This is a genomic window from Pseudomonas sp. MYb541, assembly GCF_037479595.1.
GTDB lineage: Bacteria > Pseudomonadota > Gammaproteobacteria > Pseudomonadales > Pseudomonadaceae > Aquipseudomonas > Aquipseudomonas canadensis.
The window spans coordinates 1-19,233 of record NZ_JBBGYS010000038.1; the positions used below are offsets into that span (position 1 = coordinate 1).

The 19,233-nt window shown below is 60.5% G+C and carries 17 protein-coding genes; 14 read left to right on the top strand and 3 right to left on the bottom strand.

Annotated features, from left to right (window positions below; translation table 11 throughout):
• Nucleotides 1–13: 13 nt before the first annotated feature.
• The 9 genes from algK (at nt 14) to WH299_RS21780 (ending at nt 12,314) form a co-directional block, all read left to right on the top strand.
• Nucleotides 14–1,387 carry an alginate biosynthesis TPR repeat lipoprotein AlgK gene (gene algK, locus WH299_RS21740; RefSeq protein ID WP_339551286.1) on the top strand — a complete coding sequence of 458 codons (1,374 nt, stop codon included), beginning with the start codon at nt 14–16 and terminating at the stop codon, nt 1,385–1,387.
• Nucleotides 1,384–2,871 (top strand): alginate export family protein, encoded by a 1,488-nt coding sequence (locus WH299_RS21745; protein WP_068932442.1) that lies wholly within the window; start codon nt 1,384–1,386, stop codon nt 2,869–2,871. The genes algK and WH299_RS21745 overlap by 4 nt, the downstream gene beginning before the upstream one ends.
• Nucleotides 2,871–4,445, top strand: a complete 1,575-nt coding sequence (gene algG, locus WH299_RS21750; protein ID WP_028618925.1) for a mannuronan 5-epimerase AlgG — start codon at nt 2,871–2,873, stop codon at nt 4,443–4,445. The genes WH299_RS21745 and algG overlap by 1 nt, the downstream gene beginning before the upstream one ends.
• Nucleotides 4,446–4,456: 11 nt before the next feature.
• Entirely contained in the window at nt 4,457–5,902 is a 1,446-nt protein-coding gene (locus WH299_RS21755; protein ID WP_339551287.1) for an alginate O-acetyltransferase, read from the top strand.
• Between the two features lie 24 nt (nt 5,903–5,926).
• The gene (locus tag WH299_RS21760) at nt 5,927–7,036 is read left to right on the top strand and encodes a mannuronate-specific alginate lyase (RefSeq protein ID WP_122723850.1); all 1,110 of its coding nucleotides are present in this window, start codon (nt 5,927–5,929) and stop codon (nt 7,034–7,036) included.
• A 217-nt stretch (nt 7,037–7,253) separates the two neighbouring features.
• Nucleotides 7,254–8,795 (top strand): MBOAT family O-acyltransferase, encoded by a 1,542-nt coding sequence (locus WH299_RS21765; RefSeq protein WP_339551267.1) that lies wholly within the window; start codon nt 7,254–7,256, stop codon nt 8,793–8,795.
• Nucleotides 8,796–8,806: 11 nt separating this feature from the next.
• Nucleotides 8,807–9,979, top strand: coding sequence for an alginate O-acetyltransferase (locus WH299_RS21770; protein ID WP_028618921.1), 1,173 nt, complete (start codon nt 8,807–8,809; stop codon nt 9,977–9,979).
• Between the two features lie 16 nt (nt 9,980–9,995).
• Nucleotides 9,996–10,652, top strand: a complete 657-nt coding sequence (locus tag WH299_RS21775) for an alginate O-acetyltransferase AlgF (RefSeq protein WP_016978194.1) — start codon at nt 9,996–9,998, stop codon at nt 10,650–10,652.
• Nucleotides 10,653–10,862: 210 nt separating this feature from the next.
• The gene (locus WH299_RS21780; RefSeq protein ID WP_028618920.1) at nt 10,863–12,314 is read left to right on the top strand and encodes a mannose-1-phosphate guanylyltransferase/mannose-6-phosphate isomerase; all 1,452 of its coding nucleotides are present in this window, start codon (nt 10,863–10,865) and stop codon (nt 12,312–12,314) included.
• 585 nt (nt 12,315–12,899) lie between these two features.
• On the opposite strand, the gene WH299_RS21785 is transcribed toward WH299_RS21780, so the two are convergent.
• Nucleotides 12,900–13,076 (bottom strand): hypothetical protein, encoded by a 177-nt coding sequence (locus WH299_RS21785; protein ID WP_339551269.1) that lies wholly within the window; start codon nt 13,074–13,076, stop codon nt 12,900–12,902.
• On the opposite strand from WH299_RS21785, the gene WH299_RS21790 reads away from it, so the two are divergent.
• Both WH299_RS21790 and WH299_RS21795 read left to right on the top strand, forming a co-directional pair.
• Entirely contained in the window at nt 13,075–13,539 is a 465-nt protein-coding gene (locus WH299_RS21790; RefSeq protein WP_122723842.1) for a multidrug transporter, read from the top strand. The genes WH299_RS21785 and WH299_RS21790 overlap by 2 nt on opposite strands.
• 14 nt (nt 13,540–13,553) lie before the next feature.
• On the top strand, nt 13,554–14,366 hold the full coding sequence (locus WH299_RS21795) for an SDR family oxidoreductase (RefSeq protein WP_126570403.1): 813 nt from the start codon (nt 13,554–13,556) through the stop codon (nt 14,364–14,366).
• On the opposite strand, the gene WH299_RS21800 is transcribed toward WH299_RS21795, so the two are convergent.
• Nucleotides 14,363–15,220 carry a LysR family transcriptional regulator gene (locus WH299_RS21800; RefSeq protein WP_028618917.1) on the bottom strand — a complete coding sequence of 286 codons (858 nt, stop codon included), beginning with the start codon at nt 15,218–15,220 and terminating at the stop codon, nt 14,363–14,365. The two genes, WH299_RS21795 and WH299_RS21800, sit on opposite strands and share 4 nt — an antisense overlap.
• Before the next feature lie 111 nt (nt 15,221–15,331).
• Between WH299_RS21800 and WH299_RS21805 the strand changes: the two genes are divergently transcribed.
• The 3 genes from WH299_RS21805 to WH299_RS21815 all read left to right on the top strand — a co-directional run bounded on the left by WH299_RS21805 (nt 15,332) and on the right by WH299_RS21815 (nt 18,351).
• Nucleotides 15,332–16,516, top strand: a complete 1,185-nt coding sequence (locus WH299_RS21805; RefSeq protein WP_339551271.1) for an MFS transporter — start codon at nt 15,332–15,334, stop codon at nt 16,514–16,516.
• Nucleotides 16,513–16,914: a DUF4440 domain-containing protein gene (locus WH299_RS21810; RefSeq protein WP_339551272.1), complete on the top strand. Its 402-nt coding sequence runs from the start codon at nt 16,513–16,515 to the stop codon at nt 16,912–16,914. Before WH299_RS21805 ends, WH299_RS21810 begins: the two co-directional genes overlap by 4 nt.
• A 135-nt stretch (nt 16,915–17,049) precedes the next feature.
• Nucleotides 17,050–18,351, top strand: coding sequence for a hypothetical protein (locus WH299_RS21815; protein WP_339551273.1), 1,302 nt, complete (start codon nt 17,050–17,052; stop codon nt 18,349–18,351).
• A 14-nt stretch (nt 18,352–18,365) separates the two neighbouring features.
• On the opposite strand, the gene WH299_RS21820 is transcribed toward WH299_RS21815, so the two are convergent.
• On the bottom strand, nt 18,366–19,223 hold the full coding sequence (locus WH299_RS21820) for an efflux RND transporter periplasmic adaptor subunit (protein WP_122723830.1): 858 nt from the start codon (nt 19,221–19,223) through the stop codon (nt 18,366–18,368).
• Between the last annotated feature and the right edge of the window lie 10 nt (nt 19,224–19,233).

Here is a 19,233-nt window from a genome sequence, read left to right on the forward strand (position 1 = left end):
TCATTCAGCCGCTGTGTATTGTGCGCTCGCGCTCGCCGTCAGCCTGGCCGGTTGCGCTGGCCTGCCCGACCAACGCCTGGCTAACGAAGCTTTGAAACGTGGCGACACCGTCACCGCGCAGCAGAATTACCAGCAACTGGCAGACCTGGGTTACAGCGAGGCCCAGGTGGGCCTGGCCGATATCCAGGTAGGCACCCGCGATCCGGCGCAAATCAAACAGGCCGAAGCCACCTACCGCGCAGCGGCGGACACTTCGCCCCGCGCCCAGGCCCGCCTCGGTCGCCTGCTGGTGGCCAAGCCTGGCAGCACCGAAGCCGAACACCACGAAGCCGAAGGCCTGCTGAAAAAAGCCTTTGCCAATGGTGAAGGCAACACCCTGATTCCACTGGCGATGCTGTACCTGCAATACCCGCACAGCTTCCCGAACGTGAATGCGCAGCAGCAGATCAGCAAATGGCAGGCCGCGGGTTACCCGGAAGCCGGCCTGGCCCAGGTGTTGCTGTATCGAACCCAGGACACCTACGACCAGCATCTGGATGATGTGGAGCGCATCTGTAAAGCCGCGCTGAACACCACCGATATCTGCTACGTCGAGCTGGCCACGGTCTACCAGAAAAAAGCCGAACCTGAGAAACAGGCCGAGCTGCTCAAGCAGATGGAAGCCGGCTACAGCCGTGGCACCGTTACCGCACAACGTGTTGATAGCGTGGCACGCGTGCTGGGCGACGCTTCGCTGGGCAAGACGGATGAAAAAACCGCCCAGGCCCTGCTGGAAAAAATCGCCCCTGGCTACCCGGCTTCGTGGGTCAGCCTGGCGCAACTGCTCTACGACTTCCCCGAACTGGGCGACGTCGACCAGATGATGAAGTACCTGGACAACGGCCGCGCCGCCGACCAACCGCGCGCCGAGCTGTTGCTGGGCAAGCTCTACTACGAAGGCAAATGGGTGCCGGCCGACGCCAAGGCCGCTGAAGCCCACTTCGAAAAAGCCGTGGGCAAGGAAGTGGCCGCCGATTACTACCTCGGCCAGATCTACCGCCGTGGCTACCTGGGCAAGGTCTATCCGCAAAAAGCCCTGGACCACTTGCTGACCGCTGCACGCAACGGCCAAAACAGCGCGGATTTCGCCATCGCCCAGTTGTTTTCCCAAGGCAAGGGCACCAAGCCCGACCCGTTGAATGCCTATGTCTTCAGCCAATTGGCTAAAGCCCAGGACACGCCAGAGGCCAATGACTTGGCCACGCAGCTCGAAACCCCGCTCACTCCGGAGCAACGCGCCCAAGGCCAACGCCTGGTGCAACAGGAACTCGCCGCACGCGGCACCCTGGCCCAGAGCACGCTGCAACTGCACGCCCTGGAAGAAGAAGACGGCGAGGAATCCCTATGAAGCTCAATCCATTCGTCAAGGCCGGCATCGGCCTGACCTTCGCCCTGCTGTGGTCGTGCCCGACCCTGGCCGCGCTGACCGAAGCCAAGAACTTCGGCCTGGAAGTCAAAGCCACCGCGCAGTCCGAAGACGACCGCGACCTCGGCACGCAGAAAGGCGGCGACGTCAACGGTGTCGGCCTCGACCTGCGCCCTTGGATCTACGGTGAAAGCGGTGCGTGGAGCGCCTACGCCATGGGCCAGGCCGTGGTCTCCAGCGACATCATCGAGACCGACCCGCTGCAACAGTCGGCCGATGACGAAAACCAGCAGACCACCAACAACGACCGCAAGACCAAGAAAAACTACTTGGCCATGCGCGAGTTCTGGGTCGGCTACAGCGGCTTCACGCCCTACCCTGGCGAGATCCTCAAGCTGGGCCGCCAACGCCTGCGTAACGACGACGGCCAATGGCGCGACACCAACATCGAAGCGCTGAACTGGACTTTCGACACCACCCTGCTCAAGGCCAATGTCGGCGTTGCCGAACGTTTCAGCGAGTACCGCACCGACCTCAAGGAGCTGTCGCCCAAGGACAAGGACCGCCAGCACCTCTACGCCGACGCCGCCTACCAGTGGACGCCCGGCCAGTGGATCGGCCTGCGCGGTCACCACACCCATGACAACGGCAAGCTCGACTACCCGGAACCCGGCGTACCGACCGACTCGTTGGACAAGCGTGAAAATGGCGACCTGAGCTGGCTCGGCATCGAAGCCAACAGTGACGCCTACAACTGGCGCAACACCAACACGGTCAACTACTGGGCCAGCGTCACCGGCATGCGCGGTGACCGTGATTCGGTCAACGCGTTGAACGCCGACGGCACTCGCCCGACCAACGCCAAGCGCAGCGACGATGTCAGCGGCTGGGCCACCGACCTTGGCGTGCGTCTGCGCCTTGATCCCCAGTGGCAAGTCGGTGCGGCCTATTCCCGCGCCAGCGCCGAGTACGAACAGAACGGCCTGCAAAGCAACCGTTCGAACTGGACCGGCACCCAATCCCGCGTGCATCGCTTCGGTGAAGCCTTCCGTGGCGAGATGAACAACATGCAGTCCATGAGCCTGTTCGGTTCCTGGCAGCTGCGTGAGGACTACGACGCCAGCCTGGTGTACCACAAGTTCTGGCGTGTCGACGGCAACAAGCCAGTCGGCAGCAACGGCATCGACGCGGTGCAGAACAATACCGACGACGTGACCGGCGCGATCCTGTCCAGCACTTCCCTGCCGCTTGAAGACGGCAAGAAAGACCTGGGCCAGGAAATGGACCTGGTTGTCACCAAATACTTCAAGACCGGCCTGCTCCCGGCCGCCCTCAGCCAGTCCATTGACGAACCGTCGGCCCTGGTGCGCTTTCGTGCTGGTGTATTCAAGCCGGGCGATGCCTATGGCAGCAACGTCGACTCGTACATGCACCGCGCGTTCGTCGACGTGATCTGGAAATTCTGATGGGAGCCTGCGCTATGAAACCTCATAAGTTGCTGGTCGCGGCGATGCTGATGGCTAACGCCACCGCCTTCGCCGACACCGCGCAGCCGGTCAAGGCGCCAACCATCGCCAAAGAGCTGCAACAGGCCAAGACCTACACCATCTCCAGCCCGCCGACCGCGCCGCTGGAAATGGCCAAGCCGGCCCTGCCGGATCTGTCGGGCTACACCGATGCGGCAATGGAAAAAAAGATCGTCAGAAGCAAGCCGGGCAAGATCAGCATCCGCCGCATGATGCAGGAAGACGCCCTCAAGGACTTCATCGGCGGTGACAACAAGATGGCCGAGTGGGTAGTGCGCCAGCACGGCATTCCCCAGGCGATCTTTGTCGACGACGGCTACATGAACCTCAAGGACCTGCTGGGCAAGGTGCCCAAGCAGTACCTGAGCGAGACCTCGCCGGGCGTGTTCGTGGCCAAACTGCCGATCGTGGTGGGCCGCAAGGGCATCCTGGAAATCGACAAGAAGACCCAGGAGCTGCGCCTATCCCAGGAAGCCGGTTCGTTCCTGATCAACGACGGCCAACTGTTTGTGCGTGACACCAAAGTCACCGGCTGGAGCGAAAAGGCCAACGGCCCGGCGCTGTTCAAGTCGCCCAAGGAGTTTCGCCCGTTCCTGCTGGCCTGGGGCGGTACCGAGACGTACATCTCCAACACCAAGATGGCCAGTTTCGGCTACGCCAACAGTAAGTCGTACGGGGTGAGTATTTCCCAGTACACGCCGAACATGGCCAAGGTGCTCAAGCGTGCGGAGCCGACCGGCTGGATCATCGACTCCGAGTTCTCGGACATGTGGTACGGCTTCTACTGCTACGAGACCACGGGCTTCGTGATCAAGGGCAATACCTACAAAGACAACATCGTCTACGGCATTGACCCCCATGACCGTTCCCACGGCCTGATCATCGCGGACAACACCGTCTACGGCACCAAGAAGAAGCACGGCATCATCATTTCCCGGGAAGTGAACGACAGCTTCATCTTCAACAACCGCAGCTACGACAACAAGCTCTCGGGCCTGGTGCTCGACCGTAACAGCGTCAACAACATCGTGGCCGACAATGAGTTTTACCGTAACCACACCGACGGCATCACCCTCTATGAGAGCGGTGACAACCTGCTGTGGGGCAACAAGGTGATCGCCAACCGTCGCCACGGCATCCGGGTGCGTAACAGCGTGAATATCAAGCTGTACGAAAACACCTCGATGGCCAACGGCCTCACCGGGCTGTACGGCCACATCAAGGACTTGACCGACACCGACCGTGACATCGCCCTCGACCCGTTCGACGCCAAGGTCTCGCTGATCGTGGTCGGCGGTGAATTGGCAGGTAACGGCAGCGGGCCGCTGTCCATCGACTCGCCATTGAGCGTTGAGCTGTACCGCGTGTCGATGCTGGCGCCGACCAAGTCCAGCGGTATCAGCTTCAACGGCGTGCTGGGCGATCGCCAGGAAGAGATTCTCGACCTGCTGGTGCGCCAGCAGAAAGCCGTGCTGATCGACCCTGTCGAACGCCAGACCGAATTGCAGGACTGAGGATGACCCTTATGCACCCACACATGATCAAACTGCTGAGCCTCTCGGGTCTGACCCTCGGCCTGCTCGCGGTCAGCCAGGGCGTACGCGCCGACGAAATCAAGGCGCCGACCTTTACCGCCGAGCCGTGCTGCAGCCTGTGCCCGGCCGCTCACGACGCGAAGAACTACACCACGCGCTACCAGCAGAACTTCACCACCCTGGTGCAAGCCCAGGGCGACTGGCTGTTCCGTACCCAAGAAGACTTACGCACCGAATTCGACACCACCCCGTCCGGCTACAAACGCATGCAACAGCTGCACGATGCGTTCAAGGCCAAGGGCGTGGAACTGGTGGTGGTCTACCAGCCGACTCGCGGCCTGGTGAACCGCAACAAGCTCAATCCGGAAGAAAAAGCCAAGTTCGATTTCGACAAGGCACTGGGCAACTACAAGACCATGCTCGGCCGTTTCGCCAAGATGGGCTACGTGGTGCCGGACCTGTCGCCGTTGACCAATGAGCAACTGCCGGATGAGCTGCCGGCCCACGATTTCTACTTCCGCGGCGACCAGCACTGGACGCCATATGGCGCCCAGCGCACCGCGAAAATCGTCGGCGCCAAAGTGCGTGCAATGCCTGAATTTGCCGGCATCCCACAGCGTGAATTCGAAACCAAACGCTCCGGGCGCATGGGCAAGACCGGCACCCTGCACAACATGGCCGGGCAACTGTGCGGCACCAGCTACGCGATCCAGTACATGGACCAGTTCACCACCGAGCCCAAAGGCGAGGCTGGCGACGGCGACCTGTTCGGCGATTCGGGCAACCCGCAGATCACCCTGGTCGGTACCAGCCACAGCGGCAAGAACTACAACTTCGCCGGGTTCCTGGAACAGGAAATCGGCGCCGACATCCTCAACGTCGCCTTCCCTGGCGGTGGCCTCGAAGGCTCGATGATCCAGTACCTGGGCAGCGACGAATTCCAGAAGACCCCGCCGAAAATCCTCATCTGGGAATTCTCGCCGCTGTATCGCCTGGATCAGGAGACCATCTACCGCCAGATGATGTCGCTGCTGGACAACGGCTGCGAAGGCAAGACCGCGCAGATGACAGCCAGCACCACCTTGAAACCCGGCAAGAACGAATTGATGGTGAACAGTTCGAACAAAGACCTGCGTAATGCCAATCACCAGGTTGATATCCGCTTCGCCGACCCGTCGGTGAAAACCCTGCAAGCCACCCTCTGGTACATGAACGGTCGCCACGAGGACATCAAGATCGAGAAACCCGAAACATCCGATACAGACGGGCGTTTCGCCTTTGAACTGCGCACTGATGAAGACTGGGCCTCGCAGAACTTGCTGGCCGTGGAAGTGCAGGGTCCGGAAGCGGGCGCTGCCGCGCAGAAAGTCGAAGCGAAAATTTGCACACGCAACGTATTCCCTAGCGGCGGTCAGAAGACTGCTTCGCTGCCGTGAAGTAAGTGCGCAATGAGGTTACCTATGCAGAAGTTATTGATTCCAACGCTGCTGGGCCTGGCGATGTTCGCCGGTTCAGTCAACGCCGCCGCGCCACTGCGTCCACCCCAGGGCTATTTCGCCCCGGTGGAAGCGTTCAAGACCGGCGACTTCAAGAATGACTGCGACGCCATGCCGGCGCCGTACACCGGCTCGCTGCAGTTTCGCAGCAAGTACGAAGGTTCGGACAAGGCCCGTTCCACGCTGAATGTGCAATCCGAAAAAGCCTTCCGCGACAGCACCGCCGACATCACCAAGCTGGAAAAAGACACCAGCAAGCGCGTAATGCAGTTCATGCGCGACGGTCGCCCGGAGCAGCTGGAATGCACGCTCAACTGGCTGGCTACTTGGGCTCGGGCAGACGCACTGATGTCCAAGGACTTCAACCATACCGGCAAATCCATGCGCAAATGGGCGCTGGGCAGCATGGCTTCGGCCTATGTGCGCCTGAAGTTCTCCGAGTCGCACCCGCTGGCCAACCACCAGCAGGAAGCGCAACTGATCGAAGCCTGGTTCAACAAACTGGCCGATCAGGTGGTGAGCGACTGGGACAATCTGCCGCTGGAAAAAACCAACAACCACTCCTATTGGGCCGCCTGGTCGGTGATGGCAACGTCCGTCGCCGTCAACCGCCGCGACCTGTTTGATTGGGCGGTGAAGGAATACAAGGTCGGCGCGAATCAGGTCGATGACCAAGGCTTCCTGCCGAACGAGTTGAAGCGTCAGCAACGCGCGTTGTCGTATCACAACTACGCCCTGCCGCCGCTGTCGATGATCGCCAGTTTTGCCCTGGTCAACGGTGTCGACCTGCGCCAGGAAAACAACGGCGCGCTCAAACGCCTGGGCGACAAGGTGCTGGCCGGGGTGAAAGACCCGGAGATCTTCGAGCAGAAGAACGGCAAAGAGCAGGACATGAAGGACTTGAAACAGGACATGAAATTCGCCTGGCTCGAACCTTTCTGCACCCTCTACACCTGCGCGCCGGATGTGATCGAGCGCAAGCACGGGATGCAGCCGTTCAAGACCTTCCGCCTCGGGGGTGACCTGACCAAGGTCTACGACCCGACGCATGAAAAAGGCAACAAAGGTTCCTGACCCAACACGGTAAAAAATGTGGGAGGGGGCTTGCCCCCGATGGAGATGTAACAGTCGCCCTCTGTGTTGAATGACACACCGCTATCGGGGGCAAGCCCCCTCCCACATTTCAAGCCGGTTTAGTCAGTAAGAATGTTGTACCGCTCTCCCGCGAAATCGTGGGGGGGTTTGGGGGGGCTGTAGCCCTTGACTGTTGGTTAAACATGGAGAGATCGGGATGGTTTTCTCGTCCAATGTGTTCCTGTTTCTGTTCTTGCCGATCTTTCTCGGCTTGTACTACTTGAGCGGGCAACGCTATCGCAACTTGCTGCTGCTGTTGGCCAGCTACGTGTTCTACGCCTGGTGGCGAGTGGACTTCCTGGCGCTGTTCGCCGCCGTGACGCTGTGGAATTACTGGATCGGCCTCAAGGTCGGTGCATCTGGCGTGCGCACCAAGCCGGCCCAGCGCTGGCTGCTGCTCGGCGTGGTGGTTGACCTGTGCATCCTCGGCTACTTCAAGTACGCCAACTTCGGCGTCGACAGCATCAACGTCATGATGAAGTCGGCCGGCCTGGAGCCATTCATCCTCACCCACGTGCTGCTGCCGATCGGGATCTCGTTCTACATCTTCGAGTCCATCAGCTACATCATCGACGTGTACCGTGGTGATACCCCGGCGACCCGCAACCTGATCGACTTTGCGGCGTTCGTGGCGATCTTCCCGCACCTGATCGCCGGCCCGGTGTTGCGCTTTCGTGACCTGGCTGACCAGTTCAACAACCGCACCCACACCCTCGACAAGTTCTCCGAGGGCTGCACGCGGTTCATGCAGGGTTTCATCAAGAAGGTCTTCATTGCCGACACCCTCGCGGTGGTGGCCGACCATTGCTTTGCCCTGCAAAACCCGACCACGGGCGACGCCTGGCTCGGCGCCCTGGCCTACACCGCGCAGCTGTACTTCGACTTCTCCGGCTACAGCGACATGGCCATCGGTTTGGGCTTGATGATGGGTTTCCGCTTCATGGAGAACTTCAAGCAGCCGTACATCAGCCAGTCGATCACCGAGTTCTGGCGGCGCTGGCACATCAGCCTGTCCACCTGGCTGCGTGACTACCTGTACATCACCCTGGGCGGCAACCGTAAAGGCACGCTGACCACCTACCGCAACCTGTTCCTGACCATGCTGCTCGGTGGCCTGTGGCACGGTGCGAACATCACCTACATCGTCTGGGGCGCGTGGCACGGCATGTGGCTGGCGATTGAAAAAGCCATCGGCCTCAACACTTCGCCGCGCAGCTTCAACCCGGTGCGTTGGGCCTTCACCTTCCTGCTGGTGGTGATGGGCTGGGTAATCTTCCGCGCCGAAAATCTTCACGTTGCCGGCCGTATGTACGGTGCGATGTTCAGCTTTGGCGAGTGGTCGCTGTCGGAACTCAACCGCGCCAACCTCACCGGCCTGCAAGTGGCAACCCTGGTGGTGGCGTACGCAACCCTGGCGTTCTTTGGCCTGCGCGACTTCTACACCAACCGTCCTGCCGAGAAGACCGAGAGAACCAAGCCGGCCGATCCGAGCCTGATCAAGGCCGTACCGGGCGACAACCCAGGCAGCATCCACGAGCCCGGCTTCACCGTGGGCCAGAATGCCGCCGTGCAACCGGCCTACTGGACCGCTGACTGGCCACGCTACGCCATGCGCGCTGCGGTGCTGCTGCTGTTCGTGGCGTCGATTCTCAAACTGTCGGCGCAGAGTTTCTCGCCGTTCCTTTACTTCCAATTCTGAGGGAGCCGACCATGACCCGTTCATTACGCGTCCTCTATATCGGCCTGTTCCTGGTGCTGCTGCTGGCCCTGGGTGCCTGGTCGCTGCGCAGTTTCTTCGGCTTCAGCACCAACGCCGACGCCACTGTGCTCAACGGTCGCTGGACCAAAGCCGTCGAGACCCACTACGACGACGAGTTCCCGATCAAGCGCATCGGCACCAACCTATGGGCGGCGCTGGACTACAAGCTGTTCAATGAAGGCCGCCCTGGCGTGGTGCTGGGCCGCGATCACTGGTTGTACAGCGATGAGGAGTTCAACCCCGCCGTCAACGAAGACCAGAACCTGCAAGGCAACTACGCGCTGGTCGAAGGCGTGCGCCAGAAGCTCAAAGCCCAAGGCATTCAGCTGGTGATGGCGATCGTGCCAGCCAAGGTGCGCCTCTACCCGGAACACCTGGGTGAAGTGAAACCGGCGAGCATCCACGCCAACCTGTACGACGACTTCCACGCCCGCGTCGCCGCCGACAAGATCATCGCCCCGGACCTGCTCGGCCCGCTGCAACAGGCCAAGCTCGGCGGCAAGCAAGTGTTCCTGCGTACCGACACCCACTGGACTCCGGACGGCGCTGAAATAGCCGCCAAACAGTTGGCCAAGACCATCGCCGACAAGACCCCGCTGAGCGGCGAGCCACAGCGCTTTGTCACCGAGGCGGAAAAAACCGAGCCGCACAAAGGCGACCTGCGTCTGTTCCTGCCGCTGGACCCGCTGTTCGAAAACCTGATGCCGCCTAAAGAGCCGCTGGAAAAACGCGTCACGCACCTGGCCGAAACCAAAGGCGACGACGCCCTGTTCAGCGACAGCGAGACCCCAGTGGCCCTGGTAGGCACCAGCTACAGCGCAAACCCCAACTGGAACTTCGTCGGCGCCCTCAAGCAAGCCTTGGGCAGCGACGTGGTCAGCTACGCCGAAGACGGCCACGGCCCGATCCTGCCGATGCTCAGTTACCTGAAAAGCGATGACTTCAAGAACAGCCCGCCCCAGGTGCTGATCTGGGAGTTTCCTGAACGTTATCTGCCCGTGAACAACGAAATCGGTGATGCCGACCCCGCGTGGGTTGCGCAGCTTAAACAAGCCGGTTCGCGCCAACAGAACATGGCAATCAACACCACAAAATCCGAGACGCCCGACCGGGCGCAAAACTGAAAGAGAGGTAACTCACATGACTTTCACTACAACTCCTCGTCGTCTCGCTAAAACCCTGGCCATTGCAGCCGGTTTGAGCTTCGTATCGATGTCCGCGTTCGCCGGCGGCGACGCCGCCCTCTACGGCCCGACCGCGCCAAAAGGCTCGAGCTTCGTGCGGATCTACAACGCCAGCAACCAGGAAGTCAGCGCCACTGTTGGCGCCACCAACCTGAGCGATGTTGCGCCACTGGCCAGCAGCGACTTCAGCTTCATGCCTGGCGGTGACTACAGCGCCAAGGTCGGCAGCCAGACCGTGCCGGTCAAACTCGCCGCCGACCACTACTACACCCTGGTCAACAGCGGCAGCGGCCAGCCCCAGCTGATCGAAGAACCGCCGTTCAAGAACAAGCAGAAATCCTTGGTGCGCGTGCAGAACCTCAGCGACAAGGCCCTGACCTTGAAGACGGCTGACGGCAAGACTGATGTGGTCAAGTCGGTGGCGGCCAAAGGTCGTGGCGAACGTGAAATCAACCCGGTGAAGGTGAGCCTGGCGTTGTATGACGGTGACAAGAAGGTCGGCGATGTGAAGCCGGTTGCGTTGGAACGTGGTGAAGCAGCCGTGCTGTACGTCACCGGTTCCGGTTCGAGCCTGTCGCCAGTGTGGGTGAAACGCCCTGTGTCGACCCGCTAATTAGATTTTCGACCTGGCTCCACTCCCCTGTGGGAGCTGGCTTGCCTGCGATGGCATCACCTCGGTGTACCTGACAAACCGAGTCGTTTGCATCGCGGGAAAGCCCGGCTCCCACAGGGACCGAGGAGTCCGGTCGGACCGAGACAAAAACAAGAGTGAAACGACAAACCTTCGTAGCTCTGACCCATATCGATTCAAGGAGAAACACCCATGATTCCAGTCATCCTTTCCGGTGGTAGCGGCTCACGTCTTTGGCCGCTTTCCCGTAAACAGTTCCCTAAACAATTCCTGGCCCTGACCGGTGAACACACACTGTTCCAGCAAACCCTGGAACGCCTGGTGTTTGAAGGTATGGACGCTCCAATCGTGGTCTGCAACAAGGACCACCGCTTTATCGTCAACGAGCAACTGGCCGCGCGCAAGCTGGAAAGCCAGCGCATCCTGATGGAGCCGTTCGGCCGCAACACCGCGCCGGCCGTGGCCCTCACCGCGATGATGCTGGTCAATGAAGGGCGCGACGAGCTGATGCTGGTGCTGCCCGCCGACCACGTAATCGACGACCAGAAAGCCCTGCAACGTGCGCTGGCCCTGGCCACCGTGGCCGCCGAGCGTGGCGAGATGGTGCTGTTCGGCGTACCGGCGACCCGCCCGGAAACCGGTTATGGCTACATCAAGTCCACCAACGATTCGCTGCTGCCCGAGGGCGTGAGCCGCGTCGAGCAGTTCGTGGAAAAACCCAATGAAAAACGCGCCGTCGAGTTCGTCAAAAGCGGCGGGTATTTCTGGAACAGCGGCATGTTCCTGTTCCGCGCCAGCCGCTTCCTCGAAGAGCTGAAAAAGCACGATCCGGACATCTACGACACCTGCCTGCTGACGCTTGAGCGCAGCGAACAGACCGCTGACACCGTGACCTTCGACGAAGCCACCTTCGCCTGCTGCCCGGACAACTCCATCGACTACGCCGTAATGGAAAAAACCCAGCGCGCCTGCGTGGTGCCGCTGAGTGCCGGCTGGAGCGACGTGGGTTGCTGGGCATCGCTGTGGGCCGTCAACGACAAAGACGTGCACGGCAACGTGAGCAAGGGCGACGTGGTGATCCAGGACAGCCGCAACTGCATGATCCATGGCAACGGCAAACTGGTGTCGGTGATCGGCCTGGATAACATCGTGGTGGTGGAAACCAAGGACGCGATGATGATTGCCCACAAGGACAAGGTCCAGGGCGTCAAGCAGATGGTCAACACCCTGAACGACCAGGGCCGCAGCGAGACCCAGAACCACTGCGAAGTCTATCGTCCGTGGGGCTCCTACGACTCGGTGGACATGGGCGGGCGTTTCCAGGTCAAGCACATCTCGGTCAAGCCGGGCGCGTGCCTGTCGCTGCAGATGCACCACCACCGCGCCGAACACTGGATCGTGGTCAGCGGTACTGCCGAAGTGACTTGTGACGAGAACGTGTTCCTGCTCACTGAGAACCAGTCCACCTACATCCCGATCGCCTCGGTGCACCGCCTGCGCAACCCGGGCAAGATCCCGTTGGAGATCATCGAAGTGCAATCGGGCAGCTACCTGGGTGAAGACGACATCGAGCGTTTTGAAGATATCTACGGTCGCTCGACGCCGGTTGAACGTGGTGTTTCAGTGAAAACTATCGCGCAGTAAAACAGTCCTAAAAGAAGCCCCCGTCCAGCCGACTGCGTCCCCTATCCGCAGCCGGTTGGGCGGGGGCTTTTTTTATTGCATCGCCAGCCTGTTACGTCGCCGACTTGCCCCCCCAACTCGACGGGGAGTAGACGTTACGGTTGCCAGTGTTGTTAGTGTTGCTGCCCCCGCTCTCGTATTGACCCCTGCCTACCTCCTGAGCCGCCCTGCCGCCCCATACCAAGCCTACGCCAATGGCTTTGCCCACCATACCGCCACTCGTGGCAAGCCTTTTCCCAATACCTTCTGCGGCAGCCCCACCCACCATTATTGCAGCGCCCTTCGCCTTACCGCTGGTGTCACCGTTATGTAACGCTGTTGGGAAACGCGTCGCAGCCCCTTGCAGAAGCGTTTGTCCCAGGCTGGTCAACTGTTGACTTTGCATACGGGGTTGCGCATGAGTGTCACGCTCTACGTTTGCTTGATTCGACGGTGCCGCGCTACTCGGCGCTGGCGCAGGTTGAGGAGTGAGAAGAGAGGAAGCCACTGACGACAGTACAGACGCGGCGGCGGGAACAAGAATGGCTGAAGGAATCATAGTTCGTCTCACTTGATCAGACTGGGGTTGATACCCTCCTGGGCAATCTGCATGTCCCTATGCTGGCTTTGTGGAGAAAAGGCTTTATGCGGTTCCCTCATGATGACCGAAAACAGAGGCTCGCCATAGGCATCAAGGCCATCGCGCAGGTAGGATGTTTTATCCGCATACGAGACTGTCATCATGTTCTTCGGCGTCCTTTTGATCATCACCTGGTTGATCCTGCTGCTGCGCTACCCGGCCAAAGCCTTGCCGGTATCGTTGGCTGCCGCCGTCGGCCTGGGGTTCGTGGCGATCTGGGTAGTCTGGCTGGACAACCGCGAAGCCTCCCAATTGGCCCGCCTGGAGCTGCGCATCACCTATGCTGCCGACGAATGCCCCACCGACCGACCGCTCAAACTGACGCTGAACAACGGCAACGATGTGCCGCTCACCGAGCTGCGCTGGCGCGTCGCCGCGTATGCCCCCGGCGATACGGTCAACCTTGCCGACAACGTCTACGCGGCCCCACGCTATCGCGGGCCCGGTGAGTTGCAAGCCGGCGCCACGTGGGACGACTGCCTGCCCACTCCGCCTCTGCGCCCCGGCTACCGCCCGCAAACCCTGGAATTTCGCGCCGAGCACCTGCAAGGTAGTTTTTCGGACTGACAAAGGATTGATCCATGCCCAACGTACTGATCACCGGTTGTTCCAGCGGCATCGGCCGTGCCCTGGCGGACGCATTCAAAGCCGCCGGCTACACGGTATGGGCTAGCGCCCGCCGCCCGGAAGACGTCGCCGCCCTCGCCGCTGCCGGCTTTAATGCCGTCGAACTGGACGTCAACGACAGCGCCGCTTTGCAACGGCTGGCCGAACAACTGGGCGAATTGGATGTACTGGTCAACAACGCCGGTTATGGCGCCATGGGTCCGTTGCTCGACGGCGGCACCGAGGCGATGCAACGCCAATTCGAAACCAATGTGTTTTCCATCGTCGGTGTGACCCAGGCGCTGTTCCCGGCCCTGCGGCGCAGCACGGGATTGGTGGTGAATATCGGCAGTGTTTCCGGTGTGCTGGTAACGCCGTTTGCGGGGGCCTATTGCGCGTCAAAAGCTGCCGTGCATGCCTTGAGCGACGCGCTGCGCATGGAACTGGCGCCGTTTGGCGTGCAGGTCATGGAAGTGCAACCCGGCGCCATCAACACCCGTTTTGCGAAAAACGCCGGCGCGCAGGCCGAACTGTTGATCAATGAACAATCGCCATGGTGGCCGTTGCGCGACGGCATCCGTGCGCGCAGCCAGGCTTCCCAGGACAAGCCGACGCCAGCCAATGTGTTTGCGGCGGATGTATTGAAAGCTGTGCAACAACCACAACCGCCCCGTCTGCTGCGCTCGGGCAATGGGAGCCGCGCGTTACCGTTGATGGCGGCGTTGTTGCCCAAAGGGTTGCTGGAGAAGGTGTTGAAGAAACGCTTTGGGCTGGCCGGTTCGCTCTAACCCTTCATAAAGTCAATGAACGCCCGCACCTTCAGGGGCAAATGTCGGGTGTCCGGATACATCGCGTAGATCCCTTGCGGGGCAAAGCGATGGTCCGGCAACAGGCGCACTAATCGTCCGGCGTCCAGGTCATCCTGCACCAGCCATTGCGGCAACACCGCCACACCGTGCCCACGCACGGCGAAGGCTTGGAGAACGGCTGCGCTGTCAGCGACTAGCGAAGCATGGCCGGGGCGATAAGAATGTTCGCCGGCTTGTGGATCGGTCACGCTCAACTCCGTCAATCGGCTATGTCCCAGCTTGGGCAACTGCTCCAAGTCATCCAGCGTATCAACCCCTCCAAATTGTGGCGCCGCCACGGCGAACACCTCGAAAGTCGACAACTGCACCGCGCGGTGATTGGAGTCCAGCAAGCGTCCCAACCGAATCGCCACGTCGAAACGCTCGGAGATCAGGTCCGCGTGAGTGGAGGATGTGGATAAGTGTATGTCCAGGTCCGGGTGCAGGCGGCGGAAGGCTTCGACCGCCGGGGCAACCACGGCCAATGCGTATTCCACGGTGGTAGTGATGCGCAACGTGCCTTTGAGTTGGGCATGCTCCGAGCGCGCCTCCTCCACCGCCAATCGCGCCTCTTCGAGCATGCGTGTGCAGCGCAGGTAGAAGCGCTCGCCGGCATCGGTCAGCGCCAGTTGACGGGTGTTGCGGGTCAGCAGAGTGACGCCCAGTTCCGCTTCCAGACGCTTGAGGTTGAAGCTGACCACGGCGCGAGTCTGGCCCAACAGGTCAGCGGCAGCGGTGAGAGAGCCGGCCTCGACCACGGCCTTGAAGGTATCGAATCGGTCCAGGCTGACCATCGGCGGCGCCCTCCTTTGTCAAAATATTTTTGACAAAGTAACAGGCAAACCTACGTATCCCAAACAGCACGACCCGCCTACCCTGCCCGCTTCACTCGCTGGATCGCACTCATGACCTACCGCTCGAAAGTCGCCTGGATCTTTTTATTGGGTTTTGCCCTGGACCTGGTGAACATGTTTGTCGCCACGGTCGCCTACCCGGATATCGCCCACGAACTGCATGCCTCGGTCACGCAACTGGCATGGATCAGCAATGCCTACCTGCTCGGCCTCACCGTGATCATTCCGCTCAGTGTCTGGTTGGCTGCGGTGATGGGGGAGCGAACTCTGATCGCGGCAAGCCTGTTGCTGTTCGCCGGGGCGTCGATGATGGTGGGCCAGGCGAGTTCGATTGAAACACTGATCGGCTGGCGTGCCCTGCAAGGGCTGGGCGGTGGCTTGCTGATTCCCGTCGGGCAGGCGATGGCTTACCGGCATTTCCCGGCGGCTGAACGCAGCCAACTGACAGCGCAAGTGATGTCGGTGGCATTGCTGGTGCCGGCACTGTCACCGGCGCTGGGTGGTTTGATTGTCGACAACGTGTCGTGGCGCTGGATCTTCTACGCCAATCTGCCACTGGCGTTGATGACCCTGCTGCTGACCGTGCTGTGGATAAAACCTGACAGGCCGTCGAGCCGTCGTGTGCCACTGGACGTGGGCAGTATTTTCCAACAGATGCGCAGCCCAATGCTGCGCACCGCGATGCTGATCTACCTGTGCATCCCCGGCGTGTTCATCGGTACCAGCCTCATCGCCATACTCTATCTTCGCGGCCTCGGGTACGACGCCACACAGACCGGCGCCTTGATGCTGCCGTGGGCACTGGCGTCGGCACTGGCGATTTTCCTCAGCAAAAAACTGTTCAACCGCTGTGGTCCGAAGCCGTTGTTGTTGGCGGGCATGCTGCTGCAATGCCTGGGCATCCTGTTGCTGAATGGCCCTGCAGTGATCATTCCAGCCTATTTGTTGATGGGGTTGGGAGGCAGCCTGTGCAGCAGTACCGCGCAGACCCTGGCCTTTCTCGATATTCCCGCCGAACGCATGGGCCACGCCAGCGCCCTGTGGAACATCAACCGACAACTGAGCTTCTGCCTGGGCGCGGCGGCGCTGAGTGCATCGCTGTCGGCCTTGGATTCCTTCGCTATAACCTTCACGATGGCGGCAGCCCTGACACTGCTGCCTCTTTTTGCGGTGCTGCGTCTGGATACGTCCCGAATACGCGCACTGCTTCACCCTGCCAGCGAGCCTCACCGATGATCGATTACAGCGATTTTTTTGACGAAGTGATCCAGACCCATGTCGAGATCGAACAATGGTTTGCCGGCGTTGCGCCCGAAGGCACCTTGCAGAACCTGCTCGCGCGCTTCTCCCCGGAATTCAGCATGGTTGCCCCGGCGACCGGCGCACGGGTGAATGCGGCCGGGGTCACTGCCCTGTTCACGCGCTTGGGCGGCATGCGCCCGGGATTGAAAATCACCTTGAGCGAGATGGCCGGCATCGATCGCCATGCACGTGGCGCCACGGTGACCTATCGCGAGCATCAGATCGATGACAGCGGTACACAGACGGACCGCCGTGCCACGGTGGTGTTCGAGAAGCAGGCCAGTGGCGCGCTGCTGTGGCGTCATCTGCATGAGACCTACACGACCGCATAATGGCGGTCTGACACCTGTCAGAGTTGACAGTAGAACCGGTATTACACCAGGGCCAGACTGGGCCATCGTCGCATGGGTTGAGTTCGTACCCTGCCCATGCAGCCAAGTCCCTCTGACCCATGGCGGAATACCAAAATGCCTACCACACAACCTGGTACTTTAGATCCAGCCTTCGGCCCCGGTGGCGAAGCCGTCCTGCCAAAGATCGTAGAAGAACACCCCGATCTGACCGTTCGACACCACATCAAAGGACTGACAACCGATCAAGACGGTAACGTTCTATTCAGCGCCGGCTTTTATCTCGACGCCCTCGATTCCCCCGGTCACATAAATGGTTTGGGCCGCCTGGACGCCAAGGGCAACCTTGATAAAAAATTCGGAAAAGACGGGCTGGTTCTCGACAGGTTCGTGCCCGATTTACCCGCCGGAGGTTTAAGGCTGACTGTCCAGCGCGATGGAAAAATCCTCATGCTTGGCTGGACATGGCGTGGACTAACCGATCCATGGGCGGTCTTGTTCATCGCACGCCTCAACAGTCAGGGCGATCTCGATACGGATTTTGCCGAGGATGGAGTGCGCGTTCTAACAACCCATTTAGACGACGAGTTGATGGAAGACTCGTCTACCGTGCACGAGCAGTCTGATGGGCACATTCTGATCACCGCCAATTACTCAAAGCGTGGTAACACCGAGTTGACGACCGGCACGCTGTTTCGCCTGCGACCAGACGGTGTGCTGGACAACAGTTTTAACAGCGATGGCAGGCTGGACTTCAAACTGACCGACCCCACTGCACCCACGGCCATCAACGCCTGCATCAGCCAGGGCAGCGATTACAAAATCGTGATTGCCGGCCATGCCCGTCCCGCCCCTGGGCTCAATAAAGCCCTGCTCGCCCGGCTCAACCATGACGGTACGCTGGACGCCCGTTTTGGCAATGCTCAGACACCTGGCTTTCACTACGTTGAGGATGAGAGCGTTGACGATCACGCCAGCTTCAACGACCTCACGCAGCGAGCAGACGGCAGCCTCGTTGGCGCTGGCCAAGTCGGCCAGGACGCTGCCGATATCAGGACCAGAGGGTTACTGCGCGCCATAACGCCCAACGGCGCAGCGCACCAACTGTTCAATAACGGCAAGCCCCTGGTCAGCCAATTCGAGAGCTCTCGCGACACAGGCTGGCAGTGCATCATGAGCACCCGCGCGGGACAGCTTGTCACGGCCTCAACGGGCAGGGGGATCTATGTCGCCCAATTCAATGCCGATGGCACGCTGAACCCGGCTTTCAACAACCTGGGCTACACCTACATTGACTCTGCAGTCGTAACCAAACCGGTGTCATTGACCGAGCGGGGAGACCAGCGAGTGATCGTAGCCGCAAACATCACAGGCGTTGATCCTGACGGCTTGGGCGTTTTACGTTGTTACTTCGGCTAAACACCCGCCCTGATTCAACGAGCAGGGCCAACGATCACCGTGCAGGTAATCCCCGCCGCCAACAACACCCCTTCCGGCACCTCATCGATATGAATCCGCACCGGCACCCGCTGGGCCAGGCGCACCCAGTTGAAGGTCGGGTTCACATCGGCAATCAGTTCGCGGCTTTCGGGGTTGTCGCGGTCGTAGATGCCTCGCGAGATGCTTTCCACATGCCCCTTCAAGGTCTCGCCACTCATCAATTGCATATCGGCTTTATCACCGACCTTGACGTGGGGCAGCTTGGTTTCTTCGAAGAAGCCATAAACCCAGAACGAGTTCATATCCACCACAGCCATCTTGGCTTCGCCGATGCGGGCATAGTCGCCGCGATGCACGTTCAGATTGGTGACATAACCATCCACCGCCGCCACCACCTGCGTGCGTTTCAAATTGAGTTCGGCCGCTTCCAGTTGCGCCAGCGCGTGTTGGTAGTCGGCCAGCGCCGAGTCGGCGATGTTGCTGGCGTCGTCGCGGTTTTCCTTGGAGATCACCAACGCATCGAGGTCAGCGCGACGGTGAGCATTGACCTTGCGCATTTCCCAGGTGGCTTTGCGCGACGCCACCAGCGATTGCGCCTGTTTGACCGCAATGCGGTAGTGCTCGGGGTCGATCTGCATCAACAGGTCGCCCTTTTTGACCAACTGGTTGTCACGCACCGGCACGTCGACCACTTCGCCTGTGACGTCGGCGGCGACGTTGATGATATCGGCACGCACACGCCCGTCGCGGGTCCACGGGGTTTCCATGTAGTGCACCCACAACGTGCGGCCAATCCAGATGGCCAAGGCCAGTACCAGCAAGGTCGCGAACAGGCTGAAAAACTTTTTCATCGGGGCATTC

Bases quoted from the DNA above. Each gene is read 5' to 3' on its own strand.
- WH299_RS21745 (WP_068932442.1), top strand. From the start codon at position 1,384: ATGAAGCTCAATCCATTCGTCAAGGCCGGCATCGGCCTGACCTTCGCC.
- algG (WP_028618925.1), top strand. From the start codon at position 2,871: ATGGGAGCCTGCGCTATGAAACCTCATAAGTTGCTGGTCGCGGCGATG.
- WH299_RS21755 (WP_339551287.1), top strand. From the start codon at position 4,457: ATGCACCCACACATGATCAAACTGCTGAGCCTCTCGGGTCTGACCCTC.
- WH299_RS21760 (WP_122723850.1), top strand. From the start codon at position 5,927: ATGCAGAAGTTATTGATTCCAACGCTGCTGGGCCTGGCGATGTTCGCC.
- WH299_RS21765 (WP_339551267.1), top strand. From the start codon at position 7,254: ATGGTTTTCTCGTCCAATGTGTTCCTGTTTCTGTTCTTGCCGATCTTT.
- WH299_RS21770 (WP_028618921.1), top strand. From the start codon at position 8,807: ATGACCCGTTCATTACGCGTCCTCTATATCGGCCTGTTCCTGGTGCTG.
- WH299_RS21775 (WP_016978194.1), top strand. From the start codon at position 9,996: ATGACTTTCACTACAACTCCTCGTCGTCTCGCTAAAACCCTGGCCATT.
- WH299_RS21780 (WP_028618920.1), top strand. From the start codon at position 10,863: ATGATTCCAGTCATCCTTTCCGGTGGTAGCGGCTCACGTCTTTGGCCG.
- WH299_RS21790 (WP_122723842.1), top strand. From the start codon at position 13,075: ATGTTCTTCGGCGTCCTTTTGATCATCACCTGGTTGATCCTGCTGCTG.
- WH299_RS21785 (WP_339551269.1), bottom strand. From the start codon at position 13,076: ATGATGACAGTCTCGTATGCGGATAAAACATCCTACCTGCGCGATGGC.
- WH299_RS21795 (WP_126570403.1), top strand. From the start codon at position 13,554: ATGCCCAACGTACTGATCACCGGTTGTTCCAGCGGCATCGGCCGTGCC.
- WH299_RS21800 (WP_028618917.1), bottom strand. From the start codon at position 15,220: ATGGTCAGCCTGGACCGATTCGATACCTTCAAGGCCGTGGTCGAGGCC.
- WH299_RS21805 (WP_339551271.1), top strand. From the start codon at position 15,332: ATGACCTACCGCTCGAAAGTCGCCTGGATCTTTTTATTGGGTTTTGCC.
- WH299_RS21810 (WP_339551272.1), top strand. From the start codon at position 16,513: ATGATCGATTACAGCGATTTTTTTGACGAAGTGATCCAGACCCATGTC.
- WH299_RS21815 (WP_339551273.1), top strand. From the start codon at position 17,050: ATGCCTACCACACAACCTGGTACTTTAGATCCAGCCTTCGGCCCCGGT.
- WH299_RS21820 (WP_122723830.1), bottom strand. From the start codon at position 19,223: ATGAAAAAGTTTTTCAGCCTGTTCGCGACCTTGCTGGTACTGGCCTTG.